The 22,116-nt window shown below is 31.8% G+C and carries 20 protein-coding genes, 2 pseudogenes and 1 riboswitch; of the genes and pseudogenes, 10 read left to right on the forward strand and 12 right to left on the reverse strand.

Annotated elements, in window-relative coordinates:
- Window positions 1-49: 49 nt before the first annotated feature.
- From AC0N0V_RS16285 to AC0N0V_RS16300, 4 genes are all read right to left on the reverse strand, one after another.
- Complete coding sequence (locus AC0N0V_RS16285) at window positions 50-646, reverse strand: superoxide dismutase (protein ID WP_474459264.1); 597 nt, start codon at window positions 644-646, stop codon at window positions 50-52.
- Window positions 647-728: 82 nt separating this feature from the next.
- Window positions 729-1,418: a DUF3786 domain-containing protein gene (locus AC0N0V_RS16290; protein WP_474459266.1), complete on the reverse strand. Its 690-nt coding sequence runs from the start codon at window positions 1,416-1,418 to the stop codon at window positions 729-731.
- A 309-nt stretch (window positions 1,419-1,727) separates the two neighbouring features.
- Window positions 1,728-2,816, reverse strand: coding sequence for an amidase domain-containing protein (locus AC0N0V_RS16295; protein ID WP_474464558.1), 1,089 nt, complete (start codon window positions 2,814-2,816; stop codon window positions 1,728-1,730).
- A gap of 184 nt (window positions 2,817-3,000) precedes the next feature.
- A complete protein-coding gene (locus tag AC0N0V_RS16300; RefSeq protein ID WP_474459268.1) occupies window positions 3,001-3,735 on the reverse strand; it encodes a polysaccharide deacetylase family protein in 735 nt (244 codons plus the stop codon).
- A 518-nt stretch (window positions 3,736-4,253) separates the two neighbouring features.
- Between AC0N0V_RS16300 and AC0N0V_RS16305 the strand changes: the two genes are divergently transcribed.
- A complete protein-coding gene (locus AC0N0V_RS16305) occupies window positions 4,254-5,111 on the forward strand; it encodes a polysaccharide deacetylase family protein (protein WP_474459270.1) in 858 nt (285 codons plus the stop codon).
- A gap of 68 nt (window positions 5,112-5,179) precedes the next feature.
- Here AC0N0V_RS16305 and AC0N0V_RS16310 read toward each other — a convergent pair whose 3' ends face one another.
- The 3 genes from AC0N0V_RS16310 to recQ form a co-directional block, all read right to left on the reverse strand.
- Window positions 5,180-5,989 carry a DUF166 domain-containing protein gene (locus AC0N0V_RS16310; RefSeq protein ID WP_474459272.1) on the reverse strand — a complete coding sequence of 270 codons (810 nt, stop codon included), beginning with the start codon at window positions 5,987-5,989 and terminating at the stop codon, window positions 5,180-5,182.
- 192 nt (window positions 5,990-6,181) lie between these two features.
- Complete coding sequence (locus AC0N0V_RS16315) at window positions 6,182-7,528, reverse strand: MATE family efflux transporter (protein ID WP_474459274.1); 1,347 nt, start codon at window positions 7,526-7,528, stop codon at window positions 6,182-6,184.
- A gap of 655 nt (window positions 7,529-8,183) precedes the next feature.
- On the reverse strand, window positions 8,184-10,346 hold the full coding sequence (gene recQ / locus AC0N0V_RS16320; protein WP_474459276.1) for a DNA helicase RecQ: 2,163 nt from the start codon (window positions 10,344-10,346) through the stop codon (window positions 8,184-8,186).
- 215 nt (window positions 10,347-10,561) lie between these two features.
- On the opposite strand from recQ, the gene AC0N0V_RS16325 reads away from it, so the two are divergent.
- On the forward strand, window positions 10,562-11,050 hold the full coding sequence (locus AC0N0V_RS16325) for a hypothetical protein (RefSeq protein WP_474459278.1): 489 nt from the start codon (window positions 10,562-10,564) through the stop codon (window positions 11,048-11,050).
- Between the two features lie 75 nt (window positions 11,051-11,125).
- On the opposite strand, the pseudogene AC0N0V_RS16330 reads toward AC0N0V_RS16325, so the two are convergent.
- Window positions 11,126-11,311: pseudogene (locus AC0N0V_RS16330) on the reverse strand (glutaredoxin domain-containing protein); the annotation flags it as partial.
- 267 nt (window positions 11,312-11,578) lie between these two features.
- Window positions 11,579-11,638, forward strand: a riboswitch (Fluoride riboswitch).
- 79 nt (window positions 11,639-11,717) lie between these two features.
- Between AC0N0V_RS16330 and crcB (AC0N0V_RS16335) the strand changes: the two are divergent.
- From crcB (AC0N0V_RS16335) to AC0N0V_RS16350, 4 genes and pseudogenes are all read left to right on the forward strand, one after another.
- Window positions 11,718-12,149, forward strand: coding sequence for a fluoride efflux transporter CrcB (crcB, locus tag AC0N0V_RS16335; RefSeq protein WP_474459280.1), 432 nt, complete (start codon window positions 11,718-11,720; stop codon window positions 12,147-12,149).
- A 132-nt stretch (window positions 12,150-12,281) separates the two neighbouring features.
- A complete protein-coding gene (gene crcB, locus AC0N0V_RS16340; protein WP_474459281.1) occupies window positions 12,282-12,644 on the forward strand; it encodes a fluoride efflux transporter CrcB in 363 nt (120 codons plus the stop codon).
- Window positions 12,645-12,945: 301 nt separating this feature from the next.
- On the forward strand, window positions 12,946-13,821 hold the full coding sequence (locus tag AC0N0V_RS16345) for a cation diffusion facilitator family transporter (RefSeq protein ID WP_474459283.1): 876 nt from the start codon (window positions 12,946-12,948) through the stop codon (window positions 13,819-13,821).
- A 118-nt stretch (window positions 13,822-13,939) separates the two neighbouring features.
- Window positions 13,940-14,026 (forward strand): annotated as a pseudogene (locus AC0N0V_RS16350) (DUF1259 domain-containing protein); the annotation flags it as partial.
- Window positions 14,027-14,097: 71 nt separating this feature from the next.
- Here the strand turns inward: AC0N0V_RS16350 and mnmA are convergent.
- The 3 genes from mnmA to AC0N0V_RS16365 form a co-directional block, all read right to left on the reverse strand.
- Window positions 14,098-15,174, reverse strand: a complete 1,077-nt coding sequence (mnmA, locus tag AC0N0V_RS16355) for a tRNA 2-thiouridine(34) synthase MnmA (protein ID WP_474459285.1) — start codon at window positions 15,172-15,174, stop codon at window positions 14,098-14,100.
- 62 nt (window positions 15,175-15,236) lie between these two features.
- Window positions 15,237-16,391, reverse strand: coding sequence for a cysteine desulfurase NifS (gene nifS / locus AC0N0V_RS16360; RefSeq protein WP_474459287.1), 1,155 nt, complete (start codon window positions 16,389-16,391; stop codon window positions 15,237-15,239).
- 309 nt (window positions 16,392-16,700) lie between these two features.
- The gene (locus AC0N0V_RS16365; RefSeq protein ID WP_474459289.1) at window positions 16,701-17,324 is read right to left on the reverse strand and encodes an MtnX-like HAD-IB family phosphatase; all 624 of its coding nucleotides are present in this window, start codon (window positions 17,322-17,324) and stop codon (window positions 16,701-16,703) included.
- Window positions 17,325-17,946: 622 nt separating this feature from the next.
- On the opposite strand from AC0N0V_RS16365, the gene AC0N0V_RS16370 reads away from it, so the two are divergent.
- The 4 genes from AC0N0V_RS16370 to AC0N0V_RS16385 all read left to right on the forward strand — a co-directional run bounded on the left by AC0N0V_RS16370 (window position 17,947) and on the right by AC0N0V_RS16385 (window position 21,421).
- Window positions 17,947-18,366 carry a HutP family protein gene (locus tag AC0N0V_RS16370; protein ID WP_474459291.1) on the forward strand — a complete coding sequence of 140 codons (420 nt, stop codon included), beginning with the start codon at window positions 17,947-17,949 and terminating at the stop codon, window positions 18,364-18,366.
- A 373-nt stretch (window positions 18,367-18,739) separates the two neighbouring features.
- Entirely contained in the window at window positions 18,740-19,750 is a 1,011-nt protein-coding gene (locus tag AC0N0V_RS16375) for an ABC transporter substrate-binding protein (RefSeq protein ID WP_474459293.1), read from the forward strand.
- The gene (locus AC0N0V_RS16380) at window positions 19,750-20,661 is read left to right on the forward strand and encodes an ABC transporter permease (RefSeq protein ID WP_474459295.1); all 912 of its coding nucleotides are present in this window, start codon (window positions 19,750-19,752) and stop codon (window positions 20,659-20,661) included. The genes AC0N0V_RS16375 and AC0N0V_RS16380 overlap by 1 nt, the downstream gene beginning before the upstream one ends.
- A complete protein-coding gene (locus AC0N0V_RS16385; protein WP_474459297.1) occupies window positions 20,627-21,421 on the forward strand; it encodes an ABC transporter ATP-binding protein in 795 nt (264 codons plus the stop codon). Before AC0N0V_RS16380 ends, AC0N0V_RS16385 begins: the two co-directional genes overlap by 35 nt.
- A 160-nt stretch (window positions 21,422-21,581) precedes the next feature.
- Here the strand turns inward: AC0N0V_RS16385 and AC0N0V_RS16390 are convergent, their stop codons facing one another.
- Window positions 21,582-22,013: a hypothetical protein gene (locus AC0N0V_RS16390; RefSeq protein ID WP_474459299.1), complete on the reverse strand. Its 432-nt coding sequence runs from the start codon at window positions 22,011-22,013 to the stop codon at window positions 21,582-21,584.
- Window positions 22,014-22,116 lie beyond the last annotated feature (103 nt).

Consider the following 22,116-nt stretch of genomic DNA (forward strand, 5'->3'; position numbering starts at 1 on the left):
TTTTCATAAAAAAACCTCCATGCTTAACATAGAGGTTTTTATTAAATAACTATTTTTTTGCTTTTGCAAATCTGTCGTTTACTGTATTCCAGTTTACGATATTCCACCAAGCATCAACAAAAGCAGCTCTCTTATTTTGATATTTCAAATAATAAGCATGCTCCCAAACATCTAGTATTAGTAAAGGTTTAACACCCCATTGAGTTAAGTTTTGGTGTTTTTCTGCTTGAAGAATTTCAAGCTTATCAAACATGCAGTTCCAGCAAAGTATAGTCCAACCAGAACCTTCTACAGCCACTGCTGCAGCAGAAAATTGCTTTTTAAAAGCTTCGTAACTTCCAAAATCTTTGTTAATTTGATTAGCTATTTCTCCCGTTGCGTCTCCACCTGCGTTTGGTGCCATATTTTCCCAAAATAAAGTATGTAAAATATGTCCTGATCCATGGAAAGCTAATTCTCTTTCCCAATGTTTAATTAATCCAAAGTCACCATTTTTTCTTGCATCTTCTAGTTTCGCTTCTGCATTATTTAATCCGTCTACATAAGATTTATGGTGCATATCGTGATGAAGCCTTACTGTTTGCTCATCATAATGTGGTTCCAACGCATTGTAATCATAAGGAAGTGGGGGTAAAGTATGTGCCATGTTTATTCACCTCGTAATATATTATAATTGTTTTTAACATTTATATTATAGTAATAAAGGTTTCGTTTTATACAAATAATTTTCAATTTATCTCATATCCATCTTTAGTTTTCTTCTGATACAATCCTATCCAATTAGGAATCTTACCTTTATTCGCCAGCATTTCAATGCTCACATCTCCAACTACAGCAAGGTCTTCAGCATTAAAATAATACTCTATATTTTTGTCGAAAAGTATGTTTGCTGAGGCATCCATTTCATCATCTCCTTGCCAAACCACAAAAGTGATATAGACGTTGTTGATAAATTCAAACTTACAGGCTCCATCTCCCATTTTAATCACTTGCCCACCTACTGAAGCTGTTCCTTCTTCCATTCTTTTTATATCGTTTCCAAATCTACGAGCGAGCTTTAGTATAGTTCTATTATAAAAATTGCTATAGTACACTAAACCACCTGGGATTTCTTTATAGGTTATGTCCTTGTTAAAAGGCGGCACTGCCTTTGAGTTTACAAGGTATCTTAATACTAATGTTCTTATAGTATAAGCCTTTATTTCTTCATCTGTCTCTAAATCATAAATTTCTCCTAATGGGTGTCTAACAGCATATTCTCTTCCCATCATTTTAATTTTAAAGAAACTTTCTTTAATCTCATATGGAATTGTAGATTGATGTGATATGTCAATTGGGCTAGTTTGAGAAAATATGTTCTGAATGTACTCGAAAGGAACTCTGCCTTGCCTATCATCCTTTATTTTTTCATTGTTCATAATAACCCCCCTATTACTTTTCCAATATATAACTATTTTATTACAGATATACAAAATAAAATAGTCTTTAAAAGTAAATAAAATTACTTTATCATAATTTTTTTGAAATGCTGTTAGTCCAAAGGATTGTCTTATTATTTAATTTGGGACATTAGACACTCTTGTAGATGTAAATAACAAAGCTCCTCCAATCACTTATGTTTCTAAAAGCTTCAAGACCAAGTTGCAGAATGCAACTTGGTCTTTTAAATAAATTTTATTTGTTATTAATGAATAGACTAAGTCATACATATAAATGGCTACACTCTTTTATCCATTTATATGTATGAGAAAAAATCTAATTTTAGCATCACCCCAGCCTAAATCCCAAGGTACATGATATCTGTCTGTAGTATGGGAGTTTACTAGCGGATAGCCATGAGAATCAAAGCCTGTCACTATTGCAAAGTGGTCTATATTCCCTCTGCCTTTCTCATAAGCAACCAAGTCCCCAAGTTGCAGTTTTTGAGTTACCCCATTAGGAAAACTTTCTGAAGGTTTAGTCAGCTCCTTAAAGGTACCAATACTAATTACGCTCCCTCTTCCGCTTCTTACCAAATAATTCTTTAAACCATCTGCATTAGCCCAAGCGTTGCTACCAGGTGTCCAAGCACCACCAATAGGCATACCTCCTCCTTCTTTATCTCCTAATACCTGAGATGCATAATTAGTACAATCTCCTCCTATACCGTTGTAATCATTATACTTTTTATTATATTTAAAATTATTGCCGCTTCCCCAAGCAGCTCCACAGTATTTATCAGCATAAGCAACAGCCTTTTCTCTATCATAAAAACGTTTGCTATAACTTCCTGTTTGGTAAGCTTTATTTATATTATTAATAAGATCTAACATTGTTTGAAAGTTATGAAAAACGCTAGAATAACTGTGCAAGGCATCCTCAAAGCAGTCAGTATACCAATCATTATAAATAACCCACTTTTCATTCTTTTTAATTAAACTTGTAGTATGTCTTATTCCAACTCCAAAAGAATTAATTGGAGAATTATCATCGTTATTATAAACATACTCAAACTTGTATGATTCTTCTAAAGCTATTTTTACTATATCACCTTTAGGATAAATCTTCTTTATCCTTACCATGGATTCTATTTTACCAAATGTTATATTTCTTTGACGTGACCAATCATTAAGATATTTTACACGTTTAATCTCATGTTCTAATGCCCATCGGCCGTATTTTTGCGAAGTATCAAAAAGTGTTTTTAAAGATGATACATCACCAGAGACAAGAGCTGCCGAACGCTCATTATATATTCTTTCAACTTCCGTCTTTAATTCATTCTGGTCAAAAGATTGAGAATAATTAGAAGCATAGACATTACAGTTTAAACCTATAAACTCAAATAAAAAAATAAATACGAATAACAGTAACTTTTTTATAGAAGTAAAAGATGTATGCAGCTTTCATTCCTCCTTTATAAACCTTATATATGCAATTCTTTTTTAGTATAACCATAATAACCATATGTAAATGCAAAAAGACTACAGATAAATTTTTACAATTTATATATTGATAGATTTACTTTAAAGGGTGCCAGTAAAATTCCGGCGTATCATTTGTTATAGTTCTAAATTCATAACCTAAATTTTTATAGTAATTTATTATTTGTGGCAGCGCTAAAAGAGTATTTCTATTAGAATTATTATTGTGCATAAGAAAAACTATATAGGATATTCCATTGCTTGTAACAATTGCTTCCTTAACAAATGCCTCAGGCGGAGCACTTGGCCTCACCCCATCAGAAATCGAAGCATTCCAATCAAAAACCTTAAAGTGATGAGTATGTAGCTTTTTTAAAAAAGTATTATTTAAGTGATTATTGCTTCCATATGGAAATCTTATTATATTGGGTTGAATTCCAATCACTTTCCTTATTGCCTCTGAAGTCTTCATCATCTCATTAATAAATGCATCCTCGTTAGCATAAATTTGTTTGTAATCATGACTATAGGTGTGTAAGCCTATACTGTGACCTTCTTTGTACATTCTCCTAATTATGGCTTCTCTACCTTCAATTCTGTTGCCAATAACAAAAAATGTGGCCTTAACTTTTTGTTCCTTTAATACATTTAGAATGTCACTTGTTACGTTAGAACTGGGGCCGTCATCAAAGGTTAAATATATTATTTTCTTACTGCTTGCTATGAACGCGGGCTTTAGGTATTGTTCATCAATATTATTATCCTTAGTTATTATAGGAACTCCTAATAAAAATACAATCAAAAAAATCAGAATATTTCTTATGTACTTCAATTCTATTACCTACCTTTTCATAAAGTGAAACTTGAATCAGATGGGGTTTTGACCCCACCTGATTCTTAGTTGAACCAATCCAGGGACGTAGCCGCTCGAAACGTACTGTTTCAGGTATCAATAGAAACATCACAATAAGGCTTAAATGATCAATAAACATTTTTTCTCTCATTTTCAATCTTACATATACTTTTCCTAGTTATACTTTGAGTTATACAAGTTAATTTTAGTTATGAAACAATCCTAAAATTGATAATAAACTTATCGCAAAGGTTATTGTTAACAGCATTTTTAGCCTACTAATTAAACATTAGTGATACTAAATCAGTATGAATGATGCATAATATAATTTTTATTCTTATATAAATAGAAAAGGTATTTTGATAGCAAAGATTGAAGCTATACTATAAAAAGGCATGGATTTCTTAAAAAGGGAATAAGTAGTAACAAAAAATTAATACAATTTTCCAGGAAAAGTTGTATAATTATGTTGAGAAGAATGTGGAGGATGGTGAAACATGGAGAAATATGAAAATAGAATTAGAAAAAATAAAAGGAGAAAACGAAGAAATGCTGTTCTTACAGCTATATTTTTGATAACTATATTTTCACTAGGTTTTTTTATAGAGAAAAAAAGGGAACATAAAAAAAATGTTGTTGTAAGTACAACTAATAACACTTCAAAGAAGCAAGATAAAACTAGTGTTGATGACAAAATGAATAAAAGAGAAGGTATTGTAAGTGGAAATGCTAAAAGTGATACAAGTTCTTTTGACCCATATAAACCAGATGGAAAAAAAATTGCATATTTAACTTTTGATGATGGGCCTTCTCCAAATAATACACCAAGAGTGCTTGATATACTGAAAAACAATAATATAAAAGCAACATTCTTTCTTATTGGTAAATCTGCTGAACAGAATAGTGAGTTAGTCAGAAGGGAAAAAACTGAAGGTCATGCTATAGGTAATCATACTTATTCTCATAATATGAAATATATTTATTCAAGTCCTTCCACCTTTGTCAGTGATGTAGATAAAGGAGATAAAGCAATTAAATCTATAGTCGGAGATGATTATAATTTAAAACTTATAAGATTTCCAGGAGGGTCTTTTGGGCCAAAATTAGCACCTTTTAGGGAAGCAGCAGTGAAGGCTGGATACCACTATGTAGATTGGAATGACTTAACTGGTGATGCGGAACATAATAACGTGCCCGTAAGTGGTTTACTTAACGAGCTAAGAAAATATACTACACAGGACCATGTAGTAATTCTAATGCATGATGCACCAGCAAAAGCTACAACAGTACAAGCTCTCCCTCAGGTAATAGATTATTTAAAATCCAAAGGATATAGTTTTGACACATTAAAATAAGAATGTGCAGTAGGAAGATGTAATTCTTCAACTGCACTTTTAATTTTTAAATAATAATTAGATTATATCTAATCCACCCTAACGATTTCTGCATTCTCAAGCGCACTGTAGTGAGTATATCCACCTATATGAAGTGGCGTATCTCCAAGTTCTGGATCCACCTTCATACCTCCAAGACAAGGATAACTATGCCAAAACTTAGCAACAGATTTCTTAGCTTCTTCTCCAATTTTTGTGCCTATGAGATGTTTAGCAATATTATATCCGTTTCCACAAGGAGCGGATACCATGACTTTCGCATCTACAATAATATCATTCTTATTTACGAAAAGCTTAAACTTTGGTTTTCCCAATTTAAATTCATCAATAAACTTATTAATCAAGTTGAACTTACCGTGGCTTAAAGTACAAAATGGCTTAGGAAAAGCATACTGAAGTCCATATTTATTGCACTCTTCTATGACCATTTCCCTTGTCCACTTTGTTACCCAATCATAGCTTTCAGATGGAACTAATATAGCTTTTCCACCACTTTCTTTTATTAGTCTTGGTAGTTCTACTAGAATATCCTGGTGAACTCCTATGATAATGGCTAGATCATGTTCTGCAAATTTATCTGGAAGATATTTTAAAGGTTCATCTTCAAATAGTTGATAAAAATCTGGGAGATATACTATTTGTGAAATATTGTCCTTAAAATTTAACTTATATTTGCCTCTACACCAGACGCATCCTTTCCCACAAAGTGTGCACACATCTTTTGTATTTTTTAAATGAGGTATAAATTTTGTGTTAGCAAATCTAGTATCTGTTTTTATATAAAACTCATTCTCTGGTAACATATCGCTTTTCTCAGAGCAAATTATTAGCAGTCTCATTATTCATCCCCCCATATAAGCGCTGATAACTCATTATAAGATATTAAAATGCTTTATCAAAACTTTCATATTTCTTATTATTTACTTTTATTATACTAAAATTACCTAAATAATTCTGTAGCATATGTTACCATATATGTTATTTTATTGATTAGATATTTAATTTTTTTAATTTAATATTCATATAATTCTTTATCTGACAAACCTTTTTTCCTTAATCTTCTTCTCAAAATAGATAAACATCAATATTGCATCAATTCCCCATTGGAGTACTGTGACCCACCATACATAGATAACTGAAAGCTTCAGAATATAAATAAAGTAAAATATTAATGGCAATCTTATTAGCCAACTAGTAGCTAAGGAAATAAAAAACGGACTTTTAGTATCTCCAGCTCCTTTTAATGCACCAGCAAACACGGAAGACATGGCTATACTTGGTTGTTCAAAAGCACCAATAAAAAGACATAAAGATGCTATATATATTACTTTCCTTTCTTCGTCTCCAACAAATAAATCCACCAAAAAACTAGGCATCAATAGAAAAAATATAGCACAGACAGACATCATTGCCACTGCTCCAAATGCACAAGCATATGTATAATCTCTTGCTTTTTTATAATTCTTCTCTCCTATCTTCATTCCAACTAAAGTTGTAACCGCAACTCCAAATCCCATACCAGGCATAAATGAGATAGACTCAACTGTATTAGCAATTTGATTAGCAGCAAAAGCAACAGTACCTGATCTCATTATGATAAAAGTACAAAGTAATCGACTTACACTAAAAGCCGCATCTTCCATAGTTGAAGGAATAGAAAGCATAAATAATTTTTTAACCTTTTCTAGATTCATTGTTAAAATATACCTTAATCTTACTTTAACTTTAGATTTAAAAATTAAATACAATAATATAAAAATAAAACCGGCTAATTGTGCAATTACTGAGGCTATTGCAGATCCTACAACTCCTAGTTCAGGTGCTATGAATCCAAATATTAATAGATAATCTAAACTTAATTTGACCACTGCTACTATAAGCGATACCTTAAAAGGTGTATATGTATTTCCATAACTTCTTAATATAGAACTAATTACATTTATCATCATGTTGAAAAATATTGCTATAATTGTAATTCTCATAAAAATATCGCTTAAGGCTAATATACCTTTCCTAGCACCGGCAAAAAATAATATTTGTTTACTAAACACAAATAGCAAATAGCATATAATTATTGATAGCCATATTCCTGTAAAAAAACCTATAGAAGCATACTGCTCAGCAGCATCCTTATCTCTTGCTCCTATACTTCTTGATACATAGGAAGCAATTCCAACGCATAGACCTACTCCTATAAAAATATTAACACAAGCATATAAAATTTCAGTGCTCAAACCTACAATACTTAGAGCCTTATTCCCACCATAATTTCCAATCATCATTGTATCTAGCATAGACATTAAGGTATACACTGTTGCTTCTCCCACCGCAGGAAGTGAAATATCAAAAACTTCTTTAACTATATTTTTGTTTACCATACCTACTCCGCCTTATATACTTTAATTTTTATTTATGATTTATAAACTGAGTTCTAAGCATCAGATGGAGTTTTAACTCCATCTGATGCTTAGAACTCGTTATCCAGGGACGTAGCCGCTCGCAACGTACTCTTTAGAGAAAAGCAGAGAGCCCAAATCTCCGATTTGGCGCGAATCGCTTTCACAGAGTGCGATGGAGTATTAGAGCGGGTAGTCATCGGATAAATCATCTTACTTTTAAATATATTAGGCTTTTAAAGCTTTTAATATAGATTTTACATTCTAAATTTCCCTAAAAAAATCAGGTACTTCATTTCTTCTAAAGTACCTGATAAATTATTTTCATAAAGTACGTGGTATAGGTTAATCTTTCAGTTAAGAATCCTATATAGGGTTTCTAACTGATAATTTAACTTATACATAGGAATGTATTAGTAATTCTGAAGCACATTTAAATACTTTTTTACGAGTCTTAGCTCGGATATAAGGAAAAGCTTAGAACTTCGATATGTCTGAGCGTTAGCGAGTTTATCGAAGTTCTTGGCTTTTCCTTATATTTGAGCTTTAGACGAGTTAAAAGTATTTATAGTGCAGAAGAATTGCTAATACATCCCGGCGTATAAGTCTAGCTCTGACTTGGTTTATCTATAGCAACTTACATATTCCCTTTAACCCTACAAAGCACTGCCTTTATAGAAGTATAGCTAACTTCCTCTGGCAATTCTTCTTTTATAGGCCTTAGTTTCTCTGCTCCTACCTTCTCAATAGCTTCTAAAATAAGCTTTTCTTGCCCTTCAGGGATTAATGAATCTAAATTTACATTCATTCCCTCTAATGCACATCTCATTATATGATCTTCTATAGTAGTAAATTTCATATTTCTTTCTTCTGCTATTTCCTTTAATGACTTACCTTCGTTATACATACTTAAGGTTAAAACATGGCTCGGTATATCGTTTTTTGTATTACTTTTGTCTATTGCCGCTTCCTTTTGCGATTTGTTTTCCTTGCTAGTATCAGTTTTGCCCTTCATTCCCTCAATACCATGCTCTGTAGTATAATCTACAATAACCTTTAAAAATTCTTCTCCATACTTTTTAAGCTTAGATTCACCTATTCCTTTAATGCTTAACAAAGCATTTTCATCCACTGGATAGTACTCACTCATTTCACGAAGAGTACTGTCTGCAAAGATTATGTATGGCGGAACCATTTCTCGCTCTGAAATACTCTTTCTTACTGCTTTTAGTATTGCAAACAGAGAGTTATCCTCTTCAACCTTAACTTTCCTCTTTTGAATTCTTTGTGATACTCTTTCTTCTCCCTTAAGTACTGATACAGCTCTCTCCTTTAATCTAACCACAGGAAATTGCCCCTCTGAAAGAAATAAATAATTATCTGCTATTAATACATTTATTAAGTCTTTTACTTCTTTCAAAGTATAGCCCTTCATGATGCCATAAGTTGACAGCTTGTCAAATTCTAGCTCAATCACTTTTTTATCCTTAGAACCTTTAAGTACCTGTGCGACTATACCTGTACCAAATCTCTGCTTTACTCTAGCTACACATGAAAATATCATCTGTGCTTCTGTAGTTATATCAGTAAGCTCTGTTTCATCTTTACAATTACTGCAGTTATCACATGTTTCTTCTGCATTTTCATCTCCAAAATATTCTAAAATATACTTCCTTAAACACTTTGTAGTATGGCAATAATCTACCATATCTTGAAGTCTTCTATATTCATTAGCTCTTCTATCCTCTGCAAATATACTTTGTTCAATTAAGAACTTTTGAAGCATTATGTCTTGCGCACCAAATAACAAAACACACTCACTAGGCTCACCGTCCCTGCCTGCACGACCTGCTTCTTGATAATAGGCTTCCATATTTTTAGGAATATTATAGTGAATTACATATCGTACATTGGATTTGTCTATCCCCATACCAAAAGCATTAGTTGCCACTATTATGTTCACGTTATCGTATAAGAAATCTTCTTGAGCCTTTGTTCTCGCAGCATCACCTAAACCAGCATGATACTTACTTACAGCATATCCCTTATTGGATAAAAGTTCATGAATGCTGTCCACTTCTTTTCTAGTAGCCGCATATACAATTCCTACATCTTTTTTGTTATCCTCTATATACTTGAGTAAATAATCTTTTTTATTTTCTCCCCTTATTACTGAAAAGAAGAGATTCTGTCTGTCGAAGCCAGTAGCGAATAAGTTAGGTTTTTTTAGTTCTAAAAGTCTCACTACATCTTTTTTGACTTCTTCTGTAGCCGTAGCTGTGAAGGCTGCAACAATTGGTCTTGGTGAAAGACTTCTTACTAAAGGTGCAATAGCTCTATAGCTTGTTCTAAAATCATGACCCCATTGAGAAACACAGTGGGATTCATCTACTGCTACCATAGAAACTGGCATGGTTCTTAATAGCTGACAAAAGCTTTCGGATTCTAGTCTCTCAGGTGCAACATATAATAATTTTGTGTATCCACTTATTGCCATAAGTATTCTTTCTTGAACTTCATTCTGGTCTAGAGTGCTATTTATAAAGGCAGCCTTTATTCCTATACTGTTTAAAGAGTCTACCTGATCTTTCATAAGTGAAATTAAGGGTGAAACTACAATTGTTATTCCTGGTAGTAATAGAGCTGGTATCTGATAACATATAGATTTACCTGCTCCCGTTGGCATTATTCCAAAGGTATCGTTACCTAACATTATACTTTCAATAACTTTTTCCTGACCTTTTCTAAAACTATCATATCCGTAATATCTCTTTAGTAGGCCTTTTGCATTTTCAAGCATTTAAAAAACTTACCTCCTACACGTATGTATTATCTATTAATTATAACATCAAATTGCTTTTTCAATCATAAATTTAGAATTTAATTTTTTTTTGTTTTTATGTTATAATATTTGTAGAAAAATTCTAGATTTGTTTCATTATAGTTTTCATTCCATCACTGGGATAAAATACGATAATTATTAGTATAATACTAATAATTATAGGAGGTGGTATTATGAAGTTCAATTTTAAAAACCTTGCTGCAGCTCTTTTAGTCTCTGCCTTAATACCTATAGGCTCGATCTACATTAATTCCTTGCCTGATTCCATGAGTTTACCTAATGATCTACAGAATCAGCATTATATTAGTCAAATAAAGGCTAGTGAAAATATAATACTAAAAAATAAAAATGATATTGAAGAACTTATTCTAGAAATTAAAAGTAAGCATAATGAACTTTCTATGGCAATAAGTTCCGTAGAAGATGATACTGATATTATAAAGATACATAGAGACAATATTATAGAAGAAGAAAAAAACGCTAAAGAACTTCTAGAAAAAATTGATAACTTAAAAGTAAAAATGAAGGATGATATGAAGAGTAAAAATTACACTGCATTACTAAAAGATATGAGCACTTTAATTTCTGCACAACAAAATAGTCATAATTTATTAAAAAAACTCAATCTTGATTTAGATAAGACATTAAGCGCACTTCAGTAGAATATAAACAAAGCATCAAATGAATTAGAACTTCATTTGATGCTTTGTTTATATTATCCGAATTCAAACTTTTTATTATAATCCAAGAAGATCATCTATTTTATCTTGATCAAAACCTATAACGATATTCCCATTAATATCAATAACAGGTACTCCTCTTTGGCCAGACTTCTGAACCATTTCCATGGCTGCTTCCATATCTTGAGATACATCAACCTCAGAAAAATCAACATCATTCTCTTTTAGGTAATCCTTTACCTTATAGCACCAAGGTCAAGTTTTTGTTGTATAAACTTTTACACTCATTTGAACTTCCTCCATTCAACTTATTTTCCTTATTATAATTTACTATATTATAATATTTTATAATAGATGATAAGTTAATTATTATAAAATATAGTAGTTAACCTATCTAAGTTTCAAGATATTAATGGAATAAAAAAGTAGTTAGTGACTACTTAATGAAGTACTTTAAGATAGCATTTTTATACATTCTCTGCTTGTTTATTCTAGTATTTATATAGTATAATTAAAGTCGGTGATGGAGCTCACCTTTAACCGCGTAAAGCTAATGGCTCCTACTTTAATGACTTCATTAAAGTAGGGCTTTTTTTGTTAACTTAATGAACTTAAACTTAACATATAAAATCATAAGGAGAGTTGATATATGAGAAAATACATTTATATAGGTGCTGGAGGGTTTTTAGGTGCTATTATAAGATTTTGGATTAAAACTATGCCAATTCATAATTATAAAGAACTTATACCTATTAACACACTTTTTATTAACGTAACTGGAAGCTTCCTTCTAGCATTAATAACTACACTAGCTTTAGAAGTATTGAAAGTGGATGAAAATATAAGACTTGGTATAGGTACTGGTTTTTTAGGAGCCTACACTACTTTCTCTACCATGTGCAAGGAGGCTACAGAGTTACTCAATAAAGGATATTATTTTTCTTCCCTATCCTATATAACAAACTCTATAATACTAGGTCTTGTAGCAGCTTACTTTGGGGTTGTTGTCGCTAGAGAAGTCCTTCAAAAACTTATTAAGAAGTATATTAATGAAGATGATAGCAACTTAAGTAAAATATAAATTGGCAGCTAAAAATGATGATTTAATTTTTATTCGTCTAGGTTTTTAATTATTTTATTGTAAGTAAAAGTCTGAATATGAGAATGTATAATATATTTAACATTCAATAGAAAAATAAAAAGGAGTGTAACTATGGAATTTTTATTAGTTGGTGTTGGGGGGATATTTGGAAGTATAACTAGATTCTCACTAGGTAGGCTTATTTCTAGTCGTTTTAAGTCTTCCTTTCCACTTGGAACTTTTTTTATTAATATAACTGGAGCAATCTTACTTGGAATATTAATCCGCATAGGAACTAGTAGAAACTTATATCTGATTTTCGGTGACGGTTTTCTAGGTGCTTATACAACCTTTTCTACTTTTATGTATGAGGGATTTAATCTTTTTCAAGACAAAGTTAAGCTAAATGCATTTATTTACATATTAGGATCAGTAATACTGGGAACATTAGGATATGAATTAGGTTTAAAAATAGGACCTTTTCTACAGTTATAAACTTTAACGTTTATTGACTTTATTATTTATTCAGTATTCATTATTAATACCATAATAACCTTCTACATTCTTGTGACTAATAAAAGATGGAGGCTAAATAAGAAAATGAACTTTAACCTCCACCTATTTAAATTCAAAATCACATTGATTATGTATTCTCAATTGATAATACACATCTGTTAAATTCGCTTTGAAATTATTACTATATCAACATTTCACACTAAAATTACAGTATCCATTTTTTCATTTGAACATATACTATGTATTAAGTTAGGTAATCATTATATTAGGAGGCCCCTTTATGAACAAACAAAATGCGGCACTACTATCAATAGCATCAAACTCAGTACTTATTCTTTTTAAACTCATAGCTGGATTATTAATAGGTTCAATTAGTGTGATCTCAGAAGCAATACACTCTTCTATCGATTTACTAGCAAGCTTTATAGCTTTCTTCTCAATAAAGAAGGCTTCAGAAGCGGCTGATGATGAACATCCTTTTGGACATGGCAAATATGAAAATATTTCGGGATTCGTTGAGGCAATATTAATATTTTTAGCAGCAGCTTTTATTATTTTAGAAGCAGTAAAAAAGATTATTTACGGTTCAAATATAGAACGTGTAGGTCCTGGATTAATAGTTATGTTTATTTCATCTATTATTAATCTTATTATATCCTCAAAGTTGTTTAAGATTGCAAAAAAAGAAAACTCAATTGCTTTAGAGGCTGATGCACTTCATCTCTTAACTGATGTAGTCACAACTTTTGGAGTATTCTTAGGACTTTTGATTGTAAAGTTTACAGGTTTAACTATAGTAGACCCTGTAACAGCTCTATTAGTAGCTTTATTAATAATTAAAACCTCTATAGAATTAACTAGAAAATCAATGAAAGACTTAGTAGATAGCAGGCTTCCAGATGAAGATATCGATAAAATTATTAAGGTTATTAAATTGCATAGTGAAGTTAAGGGATATCATAGACTAAGGACGCGAAATTGTGGTTCAAAGAAAGAAGTAGATATTCATTTGGCAATAGATGAAAATTATTCTTTTGTTCAAGCTCATAACTTATGTACTAAAGTTGAGGAAGAAATAAGAGGTGTTTTTCCTAATTCTTATATACTCATACATGCAGAACCTGCTCGCAGCGTTAACACTGGTAATTCTAATTAATATTAACTATACACCTTTTCAGACAATCCTCATAATATAGTATCGACAGCAGACCTTCATATTACATAGAAAATCAAGTTTGATTTTCTATAAAAATAATGTGGGGGAATAACTATGGGTAATTGCAATTCACAACCATTGGTTATTTGATAAACCTTTAAATTTTGCAAGAAAAGTAGCTGATGCTCTTCGTGTTTTAAGATAATAAATATGGCTACACATTCTAGGCATTGAAGCCTAAAGTGTGTAGCCTGTTTCTTCTATCTCGCTTTTTACCTATAATATTTCGTCAATAATGCCGCCACCAACGAGTAAGTCCTTATCATAAAATACTACTGACTGCCCCTTTGTTATAGCACGTTGTTTTTGCTCAAATTCAACTTTAACCTTACCACCTTCAAGAGGACTTATCCATGCTTTCGCAGGTTTTGCTGAATATCTAACCTTTGCTTCTACTTCCATAGTATTTTCCAACTTATCAAAAGCAATGAAGTTTATATCCTTGGCAACAAGTTCAGTCTTAAATATATCATCTTCACTCCCAAGAACAATTGTGTTGGTTAATGGGTTAATATCTGTTACAAACACTGGTTTTCCAAGCGCTATACCTAGTCCTTTTCTTTGACCGATAGTATAGTAAACTATTCCTTTATGCTTTCCGAGTAAATTTCCATGTTTATCTACAAACAAACCTTCCTTTACCTTATTTGGAACTTGTTTTTTTATATACGATCCATGGTCGTTATCTGGAATAAAACAAATCTCTTCACTATCTTTTTTATTATGAACTATAAGTCCTATTTCCTTGGCAATTTCTCTTATCCTATCTTTTTTATACTCACCACAAGGCATTAGAGTATGTGCCAATTGATACTGGGTTAAATTATATAAGGCATAGGTTTGATCTTTTCTATCATCTTCAGATTTTCTGAGTAAATACCTATCATACTGCTTTTCTATAGTTGCGTAGTGACCAGTAGCGACATAGTCAGCTCCTAAATCAATAGCCTTTTTTAATAAGGCGTCAAATTTAATAAATTTATTACATGCTACACATGGATTTGGAGTTCTTCCTTCCATATATTCATCGATAAAATAATCTATAACATTTCTCTTAAATACATCCTTAAAGTTCATAACATAAAACGGTATATCTAGCTTATAAGCTACCATTCTAGCATCTTCTACTGCGCTTAATGAACAACATCCGCCTTCGTTTGCTTCATACTCCTCATCTTCTTGCCATACCTGCATAGTTACACCTATGACATCATATCCTTGTTCCTTCAAAAGATATGCAGCAACAGAACTATCTACTCCACCGCTCATACCAACTACAACTTTCTTATTCATGTTTATCACCCTTCTTTGGGGTAAGACCCCATTACATAATTCTAAAATTCAAGCTTCATATACTATCCTATGTTAGTCTTTCTTAAACTCTCCACAAGACTTGGTATAATTTGAAGCAAATACTCTACTTCATCCTCAGTAGTTCCAGATCCTAGCGTAAGTCTCAATGCACTCTTAGACATTTCCTCTGATAACCCTAGAGCACTAAGGACATGTGAAGGTTCTAATGCACCTGCTGAACATGCACTACCACTTGAAGCACATACACCCATACCATCAAGCCTCATAAGTAATATGTCTCCTTCTACACCTTCAAAGCTTATATTGACATTACCAGGCAGTCTCTTTTCGCCAGCTGCGCCATTGAGCTTAGTTCCCGATATCTTTGTAAGTCCATCTATTAATTTATCTCTCAAGGCACTTAATCTCTTAGACTCGCTTTCCATATTTTGTACTGATAGTTCTACCGCCTTACCCATTCCAACAATTCCTGCTACATTCTCTGTGCCAGCCCTTCTTGCTCTTTCTTGGGCACCACCATGGATTAAATTATGTATTTTAACACCCTTTTTTATATAGAGCGCGCCCATTCCTTTAGGTCCGTAAAACTTATGTGACGCCATAGAAAGTAGATCTATGCTCATTTCATTGACATCTATAGAGATATTTCCTACCGCTTGCACTGCATCTGTATGAAATATAATTCCTTTTACTCTACAAAGTTCACCAATTTCCTTAATAGGTTGAATAGTACCTATTTCATTGTTAGCAAACATTATAGATACTAGTATCGTTTTATCATTAATAGCATTTTTTAAGTCTTCAATTCTAATAAGTCCAAATTCATCTACAGGTAAATAAGTTACTTCAAATCCTTGTTCTTCTAAATACTCACAAGTATGAAGTATTGCATGATGTTCTATGCTTGTTGTTATTATGTGGTTTCCCTTATCCTTATTTGCAAAAGCTACTCCCTTAATCGCCCAGTTATCTGCTTCTGACCCGCCTGCTGTAAAGAAAATTTCTTCCCGTCTGCTATTAATAGCACTTGCTATTCTTTGCCTTGCCGTATCCACTGCTGCTTTTGTTTTTCTGGATATATGATAAATTGATGATGGATTTCCAAAATACTGTGTAAGATATGGATTCATCTCTTCTATAACCTCTGGCTTTATATAAGTTGTAGCAGCATAATCCATATAAATTTCTCTTTTCATTTTCATTTCACCTCGTAACTTTATATAGAAGTTTATAATTAATTCAGAGTAATTCACTACGATATTAATATTCTATTTTTTAAAACAAATTTTGTCAACATATTTAGACTTTATAAAAGTATCTTATTTTCTTTATATTATTGACTCTATTTATAAATTTTAGGACACAAATTAAATTATATTATTAGTTGACTATAATCTCTAAATAATAACCAATTCTTTTTGTAAATAACTTATTCTAAACTACCGAATAAATAAAATAAGCCTACAAAATATGCAGGCTTATAATCTAAATTAGTATATCATCAACTAAATATGCTTTAAAACATCATAAAAAGTATCAAAACTATGATGAGGTATTTTTTGTTCTTCACAATATTGCTTTAAAAACGATTTTGCAAATATAACATCAGCATGTATACATGCACATCTATCAGAATAACCGTCACCAATATAATAGACCTCATAATCCTCACTTTTTAAATCTTCAACTATCTTTTTCTTGCAGTTCCCACATAAATTGCAGTCTTTATCTTTGTTTAGAAATGATAATTTCCAACCATTATCATATACTGCACTATTGCATAAAACTTTTAAGTTGCTAAACCCATTTTTATTTAATATTTCGTTTATATATATGTCATACCCATCAGAAGCTATTACTATTTTATAAGAATTTTCATCTATTACGTCGACTAATTCTTTAAATCCTGGGTTTATCTGAAATCCTCTTGCAAAATTTTTTATAAATTCCTCATCTTGCTTAATTAAATCCCATTGCTTCTGACCGCATTCAGAAGTGCCTATTTTCTTACTTAGCCAAAGCTTACCTATTTCCTCCCAACCATCTCCTGCAAACCCTTTTATTATAGAAAATCCTACATCTTCTATTGTTATAGTACCATCAAAATCAACAACAAATGCTTTCTTCAAATTTAATTACCCCCAAGTATAATAAATAATAAGTATAGTTCCGAAATTTTTTCCCGTTATGAACCTAACTCTATTCAAATTATTCGCTTTTTCAAACAATTGTAATTTTCACTCCAGCAAATTTCCCCTCTTATCAGTCAACATTAAAGCCTTATCAACTCTTATACTAGATTATGACGAAACTATTCCTTAGTTAATTTAAGTTTCGTATTCTAATCAAAATAAGATAAAAAAAGACAAACTTTAACATATATCAATTATACAAAATCACAGTAAACATGTCTACCGAACATTAAAGTAAAATATAAGCTTTACATAATTTACTATATCATTATATTATGTTATAGTTTTATTAAACTAAACTAAGTTGTAATTTCAAAAGCCTACAACATAATATTTATCCGATGACTCCCCACTCTGATGCCCTCGCGCACTCTGTGAATAGTTGATGGAAAAAGCGGCTACGTCCCTGCATAACGATTTCTAAGTGTTAAAGACATTAAGAGCTCTGTTAATAGGCATCAGGTAGAGTTAAAACTCCATCTGATGCCAAGGACTCTGTTTATGTCAATCAATATTATAGCCATAAAATAAAGGATATAAATATTTAAGGAGGAAAAAAATGGAACATAAAAGCACAGATATCGCCAAAGCATCAGTTAAAATGGCAATATCTACAAGAAATAGTGAAGAAAAACTTATTGCTGCCTTCAAGGAAAAAGAAATACTTGCCACAGCAGTGGATATAGGTGGTGATTTTACATATTCTACTACCAAAATTATAGAAAGAGCTCTTGTTGCTTCAAAGAGAGGTGGGCTCATAAAAGATTGTCATGTTCACGACGGTGCTGTAGCTGGTGCCACTAAAGAAGCCCTTGCCCAAATAATGGCTAAAGCCAATGGGTTGAATGTAGGTGGAAAAGTAGGTATAGCAAGGTCTGGCGAGCATATCAGTGTATGTATTTTTTTAAGTATTGGTTTACTTCATTTAAATGAAGTTGTAATAGGGCTTGCTCATCGCTCTATACCCGATATCTATTAATTGAATAATATAATCTCCTAATTATTTCGGTAAGAATAATAACCTTCAATATAAAAAATTTTACCAAAAATAGTAAGTATATTGACTTTAATATTATTATGATTTATGATTATTTTCAATAGTAAGCCTTGAATTTTTAGTAAGGACTAATAAATAGTATATATTTATTAATTTAACATAATTTTTAAATATTAAAATATAATACTTCATAAAAGTGTAGCATGGTAGAATTGGTGGAATTAGGATATTGTTTATTAAAGCTACCTTTATATCTTAAAGGGGCTTTTATTTTGTTTGATAACTATGATTTAGATGGAGTATGATGCATCTAATCTAGTTTCAATTATAATTAAATATTTAGGAGGATGGTAGTATGGTAGCAAAAAAATTATTCTCAATTCTTTTTAGCACTTTATTTTTAAGTGCATCTATTTTTAGTGGATGTGCATCCACAGGAGCTAGTAGTAATAACAGCTCCAAAAAAGTCATAAACATAGGGATAAGTCAACTTGTGGAACACCCAGCTCTTGATGCATCTCGCGCAGGATTTTTAGATGGGTTAAGTTCTAAAGGCTTTAAAGATGGTGAAAAAATTAAAGTTGATTATCAAAATGCTCAAGGAGACATCCCAACTACTCAAACTATTGCTAGCAATTTTGTTTCAGGTAAAAAGGATTTAGTACTTGCTATTGCGACCCCTGCTGCTCAAGCAGCTTACAATAGCACTAAGGATATACCTATCTTAATTACCGCTATAACTGATCCTGTTAAGGCGGGATTAGTAAAATCTCTAGATAAACCAGGAACTAATGTTACCGGTACAAGCGATGCAACACCTATTGATAGGCAATTTACGTTAATGAATGAGCTAATACCTAACGTTAAAAAAGTAGGTATATTATACAACACAAATGAAGCAAATTCTGACGTTAACGTAAAAAGAGCAAAAGAACAAGCATCAAAAATGAATTTAGAATTGATAACTGTGGGCATTACTAGTTCAAACGACATTTCACAAGCATTAACCACTTTAATTCCTAAAATTGACGCTTTATACGTTCCAACTGACAACCTTATAGCATCATCAATGGCTTTAGTAAGCTCAAAATGTATGGAGAAAAAAGTGCCAATTATCGGTTCTGAAGATGGTCATGTATCCGCTGGTGCTCTTGCTACAGAAGGTATTGATTACTATAAAGCTGGCTTTGAAACTGGAATTATGGCTGCAGATATATTAAATGGTAAAAAACCTGCAGATATTCCTGTTCAAATATCAAAGCAAACAAATGTGTTTATTAATGAAACTACTGCAAAAAAATTAAATATCACTATACCTGAGACCATTAAATCAAAGGCAAAATTAGTTACAGGTGGTGATAAATAATGGAAGGCTTCATTATAAGTACCCTTGAACAGGGGTTTATATTTGCTATAATGGCTATTGGAGTTTATATAACCTATAAAATACTAGACTTCCCCGATTTATCCGTAGATGGAACCTTTGCTTTAGGCGCAGCAGTAACTGCCACTACATTATTAAAAGGCTTTAATCCCATTTGCTCATTGGTTTTATCTTTCATAGCTGGTCTGCTAGCAGGTGGATTTACTGGTATACTTCATGTAAAACTTAAAATAACAAATTTACTTTCTGGTATATTGGTTATGATAGGTCTTTATTCTATAAATCTAAGAATAATGGGAAAGTCTAATGTGCCACTATTCTCACAAAATACTATTTTTTCAAGCAAAGTTTCCCCAGTATTTGTAGCTGCTCTATTTGTACTTTTAGTAAAAATAAGTTTAGACCTATTCTTAAAGACTAAACTGGGATTCATACTGAAAGCTACAGGAGATAACCCTCAAATGGTAACCTCACTAGGTGTAGATACAGGAAAAATTAAAATTACTGGATTAATGCTTTCAAACGCTTTTGTGGCATTAGCTGGCTCTATTATGGCCCAATACCAAAGGTTCTCTGATGCAGGTATGGGCACTGGAATAATAGTAATGGGTCTTGCCTCTGTTATTCTAGGTGAATGCCTATTCAAAAAAACTTCTATTATTGTTGGAACTACTGCAGCTATACTAGGATCAATAGTATACAAAGCTAGCGTTGGTCTTGCATTAAACCTAGGCTTCCCTCCTACTGATTTAAAGCTTATTACTTGTTTAATAGTTATAGCCGCATTATCGTTAAACGGTAAAAAAATTAATCTAAAATTTAGAAGAAAAGAAAGTTTTAATACAGGAGGTGTGGGAATTGCTACAAATAAAGAATCTGCAAAAAGTTTTTAATAAAAATACTGTAAATGAAAATGCTGCTTTTAAGGATTTTTCTCTTAATATAGATAAGGGTGATTTTGTTACTATAATAGGAAGCAATGGTGCAGGGAAATCTACACTATTAAATTTAATATCCGGTTCCCTTCCTTTAGATGAAGGTTCAATAACTTTAGAAGAAACTGAGATTGCTAGGTTACCTGAATTTAGAAGGACTAAGTTTATTGGTAGGGTATTCCAAAGTCCATCTTTAGGCACCTCCCCATCTATGACAATCCTGGAGAATTTGTCAATGGCATATAATAAAGGAAATAGATTTGGTTTAACCTCTGGTATCAGAAAAAAAGACTTAAGCTTTTTTAAAGAATCTATATCAGAACTCTCTATAGGTATTGAAAACAACTTAAATACTAAGGTAGGATTGTTATCTGGAGGTCAGAGGCAAGCACTTTCCCTAATTATATCTACAATATCAAATCCTAAGCTCCTCTTACTAGATGAACATACTGCAGCGTTGGATCCAAAGACTTCCGAAAACATAATAGATCTAACGGTAAAAACAGTATCTAGACAGAATATAACTACATTAATGGTAACTCATAATTTAAATCACGCTATAAGTACTGGTAACAGGTTAATAATGCTGCACCACGGAAAGGTCATCCTTGATATTCGGGGAGAAGAGAAAAAAGCCTTGACTATACCAAAGCTTTTAGATTTATTTAAGCATGGGAATTCCAAAGATTTTATAAGTGATAGATTGGTCCTTTCATAAGAAATTCTAAAATTAATGTCTTCTTATAGTTATTTTTCATACGATTTCTACCATGAAAATCAACTTATATGTAGGGATATGCTGCCAAAACTTAAAACTATTTAAAATTTGGCAACATATCCCGTAGTATAAGTTACTTTCCACTTAGAGTCTCTATATTTTAGTCCTCTAAAAGTTCCTTAATATCCTTATAAATGTAGCTATCGGAAATACCACCATAGTATCTTATAATACCGTCAACTACCGTAATAGGAGGTTCGAATCCTCTGTCTATTATTTCTTTTACCTTAGTAAACTTCTCTTCCTCCAGAGCATTATTATCTAAATCTATAAATTGGAGTTCTGTGTTATCTTTAATATCACTTAAACTAATAAACCTTTCTAAATCACAATAAGCTTGCCATACTGTTTTTTTATTCTTAGAACCACAACTTGAATGTCCATTACCTAAATTACTTCCACATCCTCCACAAGATTTTTTCTTGTTTCCGCAATCGCTAGAACACCCCTCCTTCTTTTTACTGCAGCCACAACCGCTTTCTAGAACCTTATCATTTACTCCATATATTTCAACAACAATTTTTTTACTCATATTATTAATTTCCTTCCATTATTGATATGCTATATATTATAACACTAAATATAATAGATACCGAAACCTCAAACTAGACTTATACAAAGGTATATATACCGGT

This window comes from Clostridium sp. CS1-1 (assembly GCF_056135525.1).

Coding starts and splice junctions, on each gene's coding strand:
- AC0N0V_RS16380 (WP_474459295.1), top strand. CDS start 19,750: ATGGAAGGCTTCATTATAAGTACCCTTGAACAGGGGTTTATATTTGCT.
- AC0N0V_RS16290 (WP_474459266.1), bottom strand. CDS start 1,418: ATGAACAATGAAAAAATAAAGGATGATAGGCAAGGCAGAGTTCCTTTC.
- AC0N0V_RS16310 (WP_474459272.1), bottom strand. CDS start 5,989: ATGAGACTGCTAATAATTTGCTCTGAGAAAAGCGATATGTTACCAGAG.
- AC0N0V_RS16285 (WP_474459264.1), bottom strand. CDS start 646: ATGGCACATACTTTACCCCCACTTCCTTATGATTACAATGCGTTGGAA.
- crcB (WP_474459281.1), top strand. CDS start 12,282: ATGGAATTTTTATTAGTTGGTGTTGGGGGGATATTTGGAAGTATAACT.
- AC0N0V_RS16325 (WP_474459278.1), top strand. CDS start 10,562: ATGAAGTTCAATTTTAAAAACCTTGCTGCAGCTCTTTTAGTCTCTGCC.
- AC0N0V_RS16375 (WP_474459293.1), top strand. CDS start 18,740: ATGGTAGCAAAAAAATTATTCTCAATTCTTTTTAGCACTTTATTTTTA.
- AC0N0V_RS16370 (WP_474459291.1), top strand. CDS start 17,947: ATGGAACATAAAAGCACAGATATCGCCAAAGCATCAGTTAAAATGGCA.
- AC0N0V_RS16305 (WP_474459270.1), top strand. CDS start 4,254: ATGGAGAAATATGAAAATAGAATTAGAAAAAATAAAAGGAGAAAACGA.
- recQ (WP_474459276.1), bottom strand. CDS start 10,346: ATGCTTGAAAATGCAAAAGGCCTACTAAAGAGATATTACGGATATGAT.
- mnmA (WP_474459285.1), bottom strand. CDS start 15,174: ATGAATAAGAAAGTTGTAGTTGGTATGAGCGGTGGAGTAGATAGTTCT.
- AC0N0V_RS16390 (WP_474459299.1), bottom strand. CDS start 22,013: ATGAGTAAAAAAATTGTTGTTGAAATATATGGAGTAAATGATAAGGTT.
- crcB (WP_474459280.1), top strand. CDS start 11,718: ATGAGAAAATACATTTATATAGGTGCTGGAGGGTTTTTAGGTGCTATT.
- AC0N0V_RS16315 (WP_474459274.1), bottom strand. CDS start 7,528: ATGGTAAACAAAAATATAGTTAAAGAAGTTTTTGATATTTCACTTCCT.
- nifS (WP_474459287.1), bottom strand. CDS start 16,391: ATGAAAAGAGAAATTTATATGGATTATGCTGCTACAACTTATATAAAG.
- AC0N0V_RS16345 (WP_474459283.1), top strand. CDS start 12,946: ATGAACAAACAAAATGCGGCACTACTATCAATAGCATCAAACTCAGTA.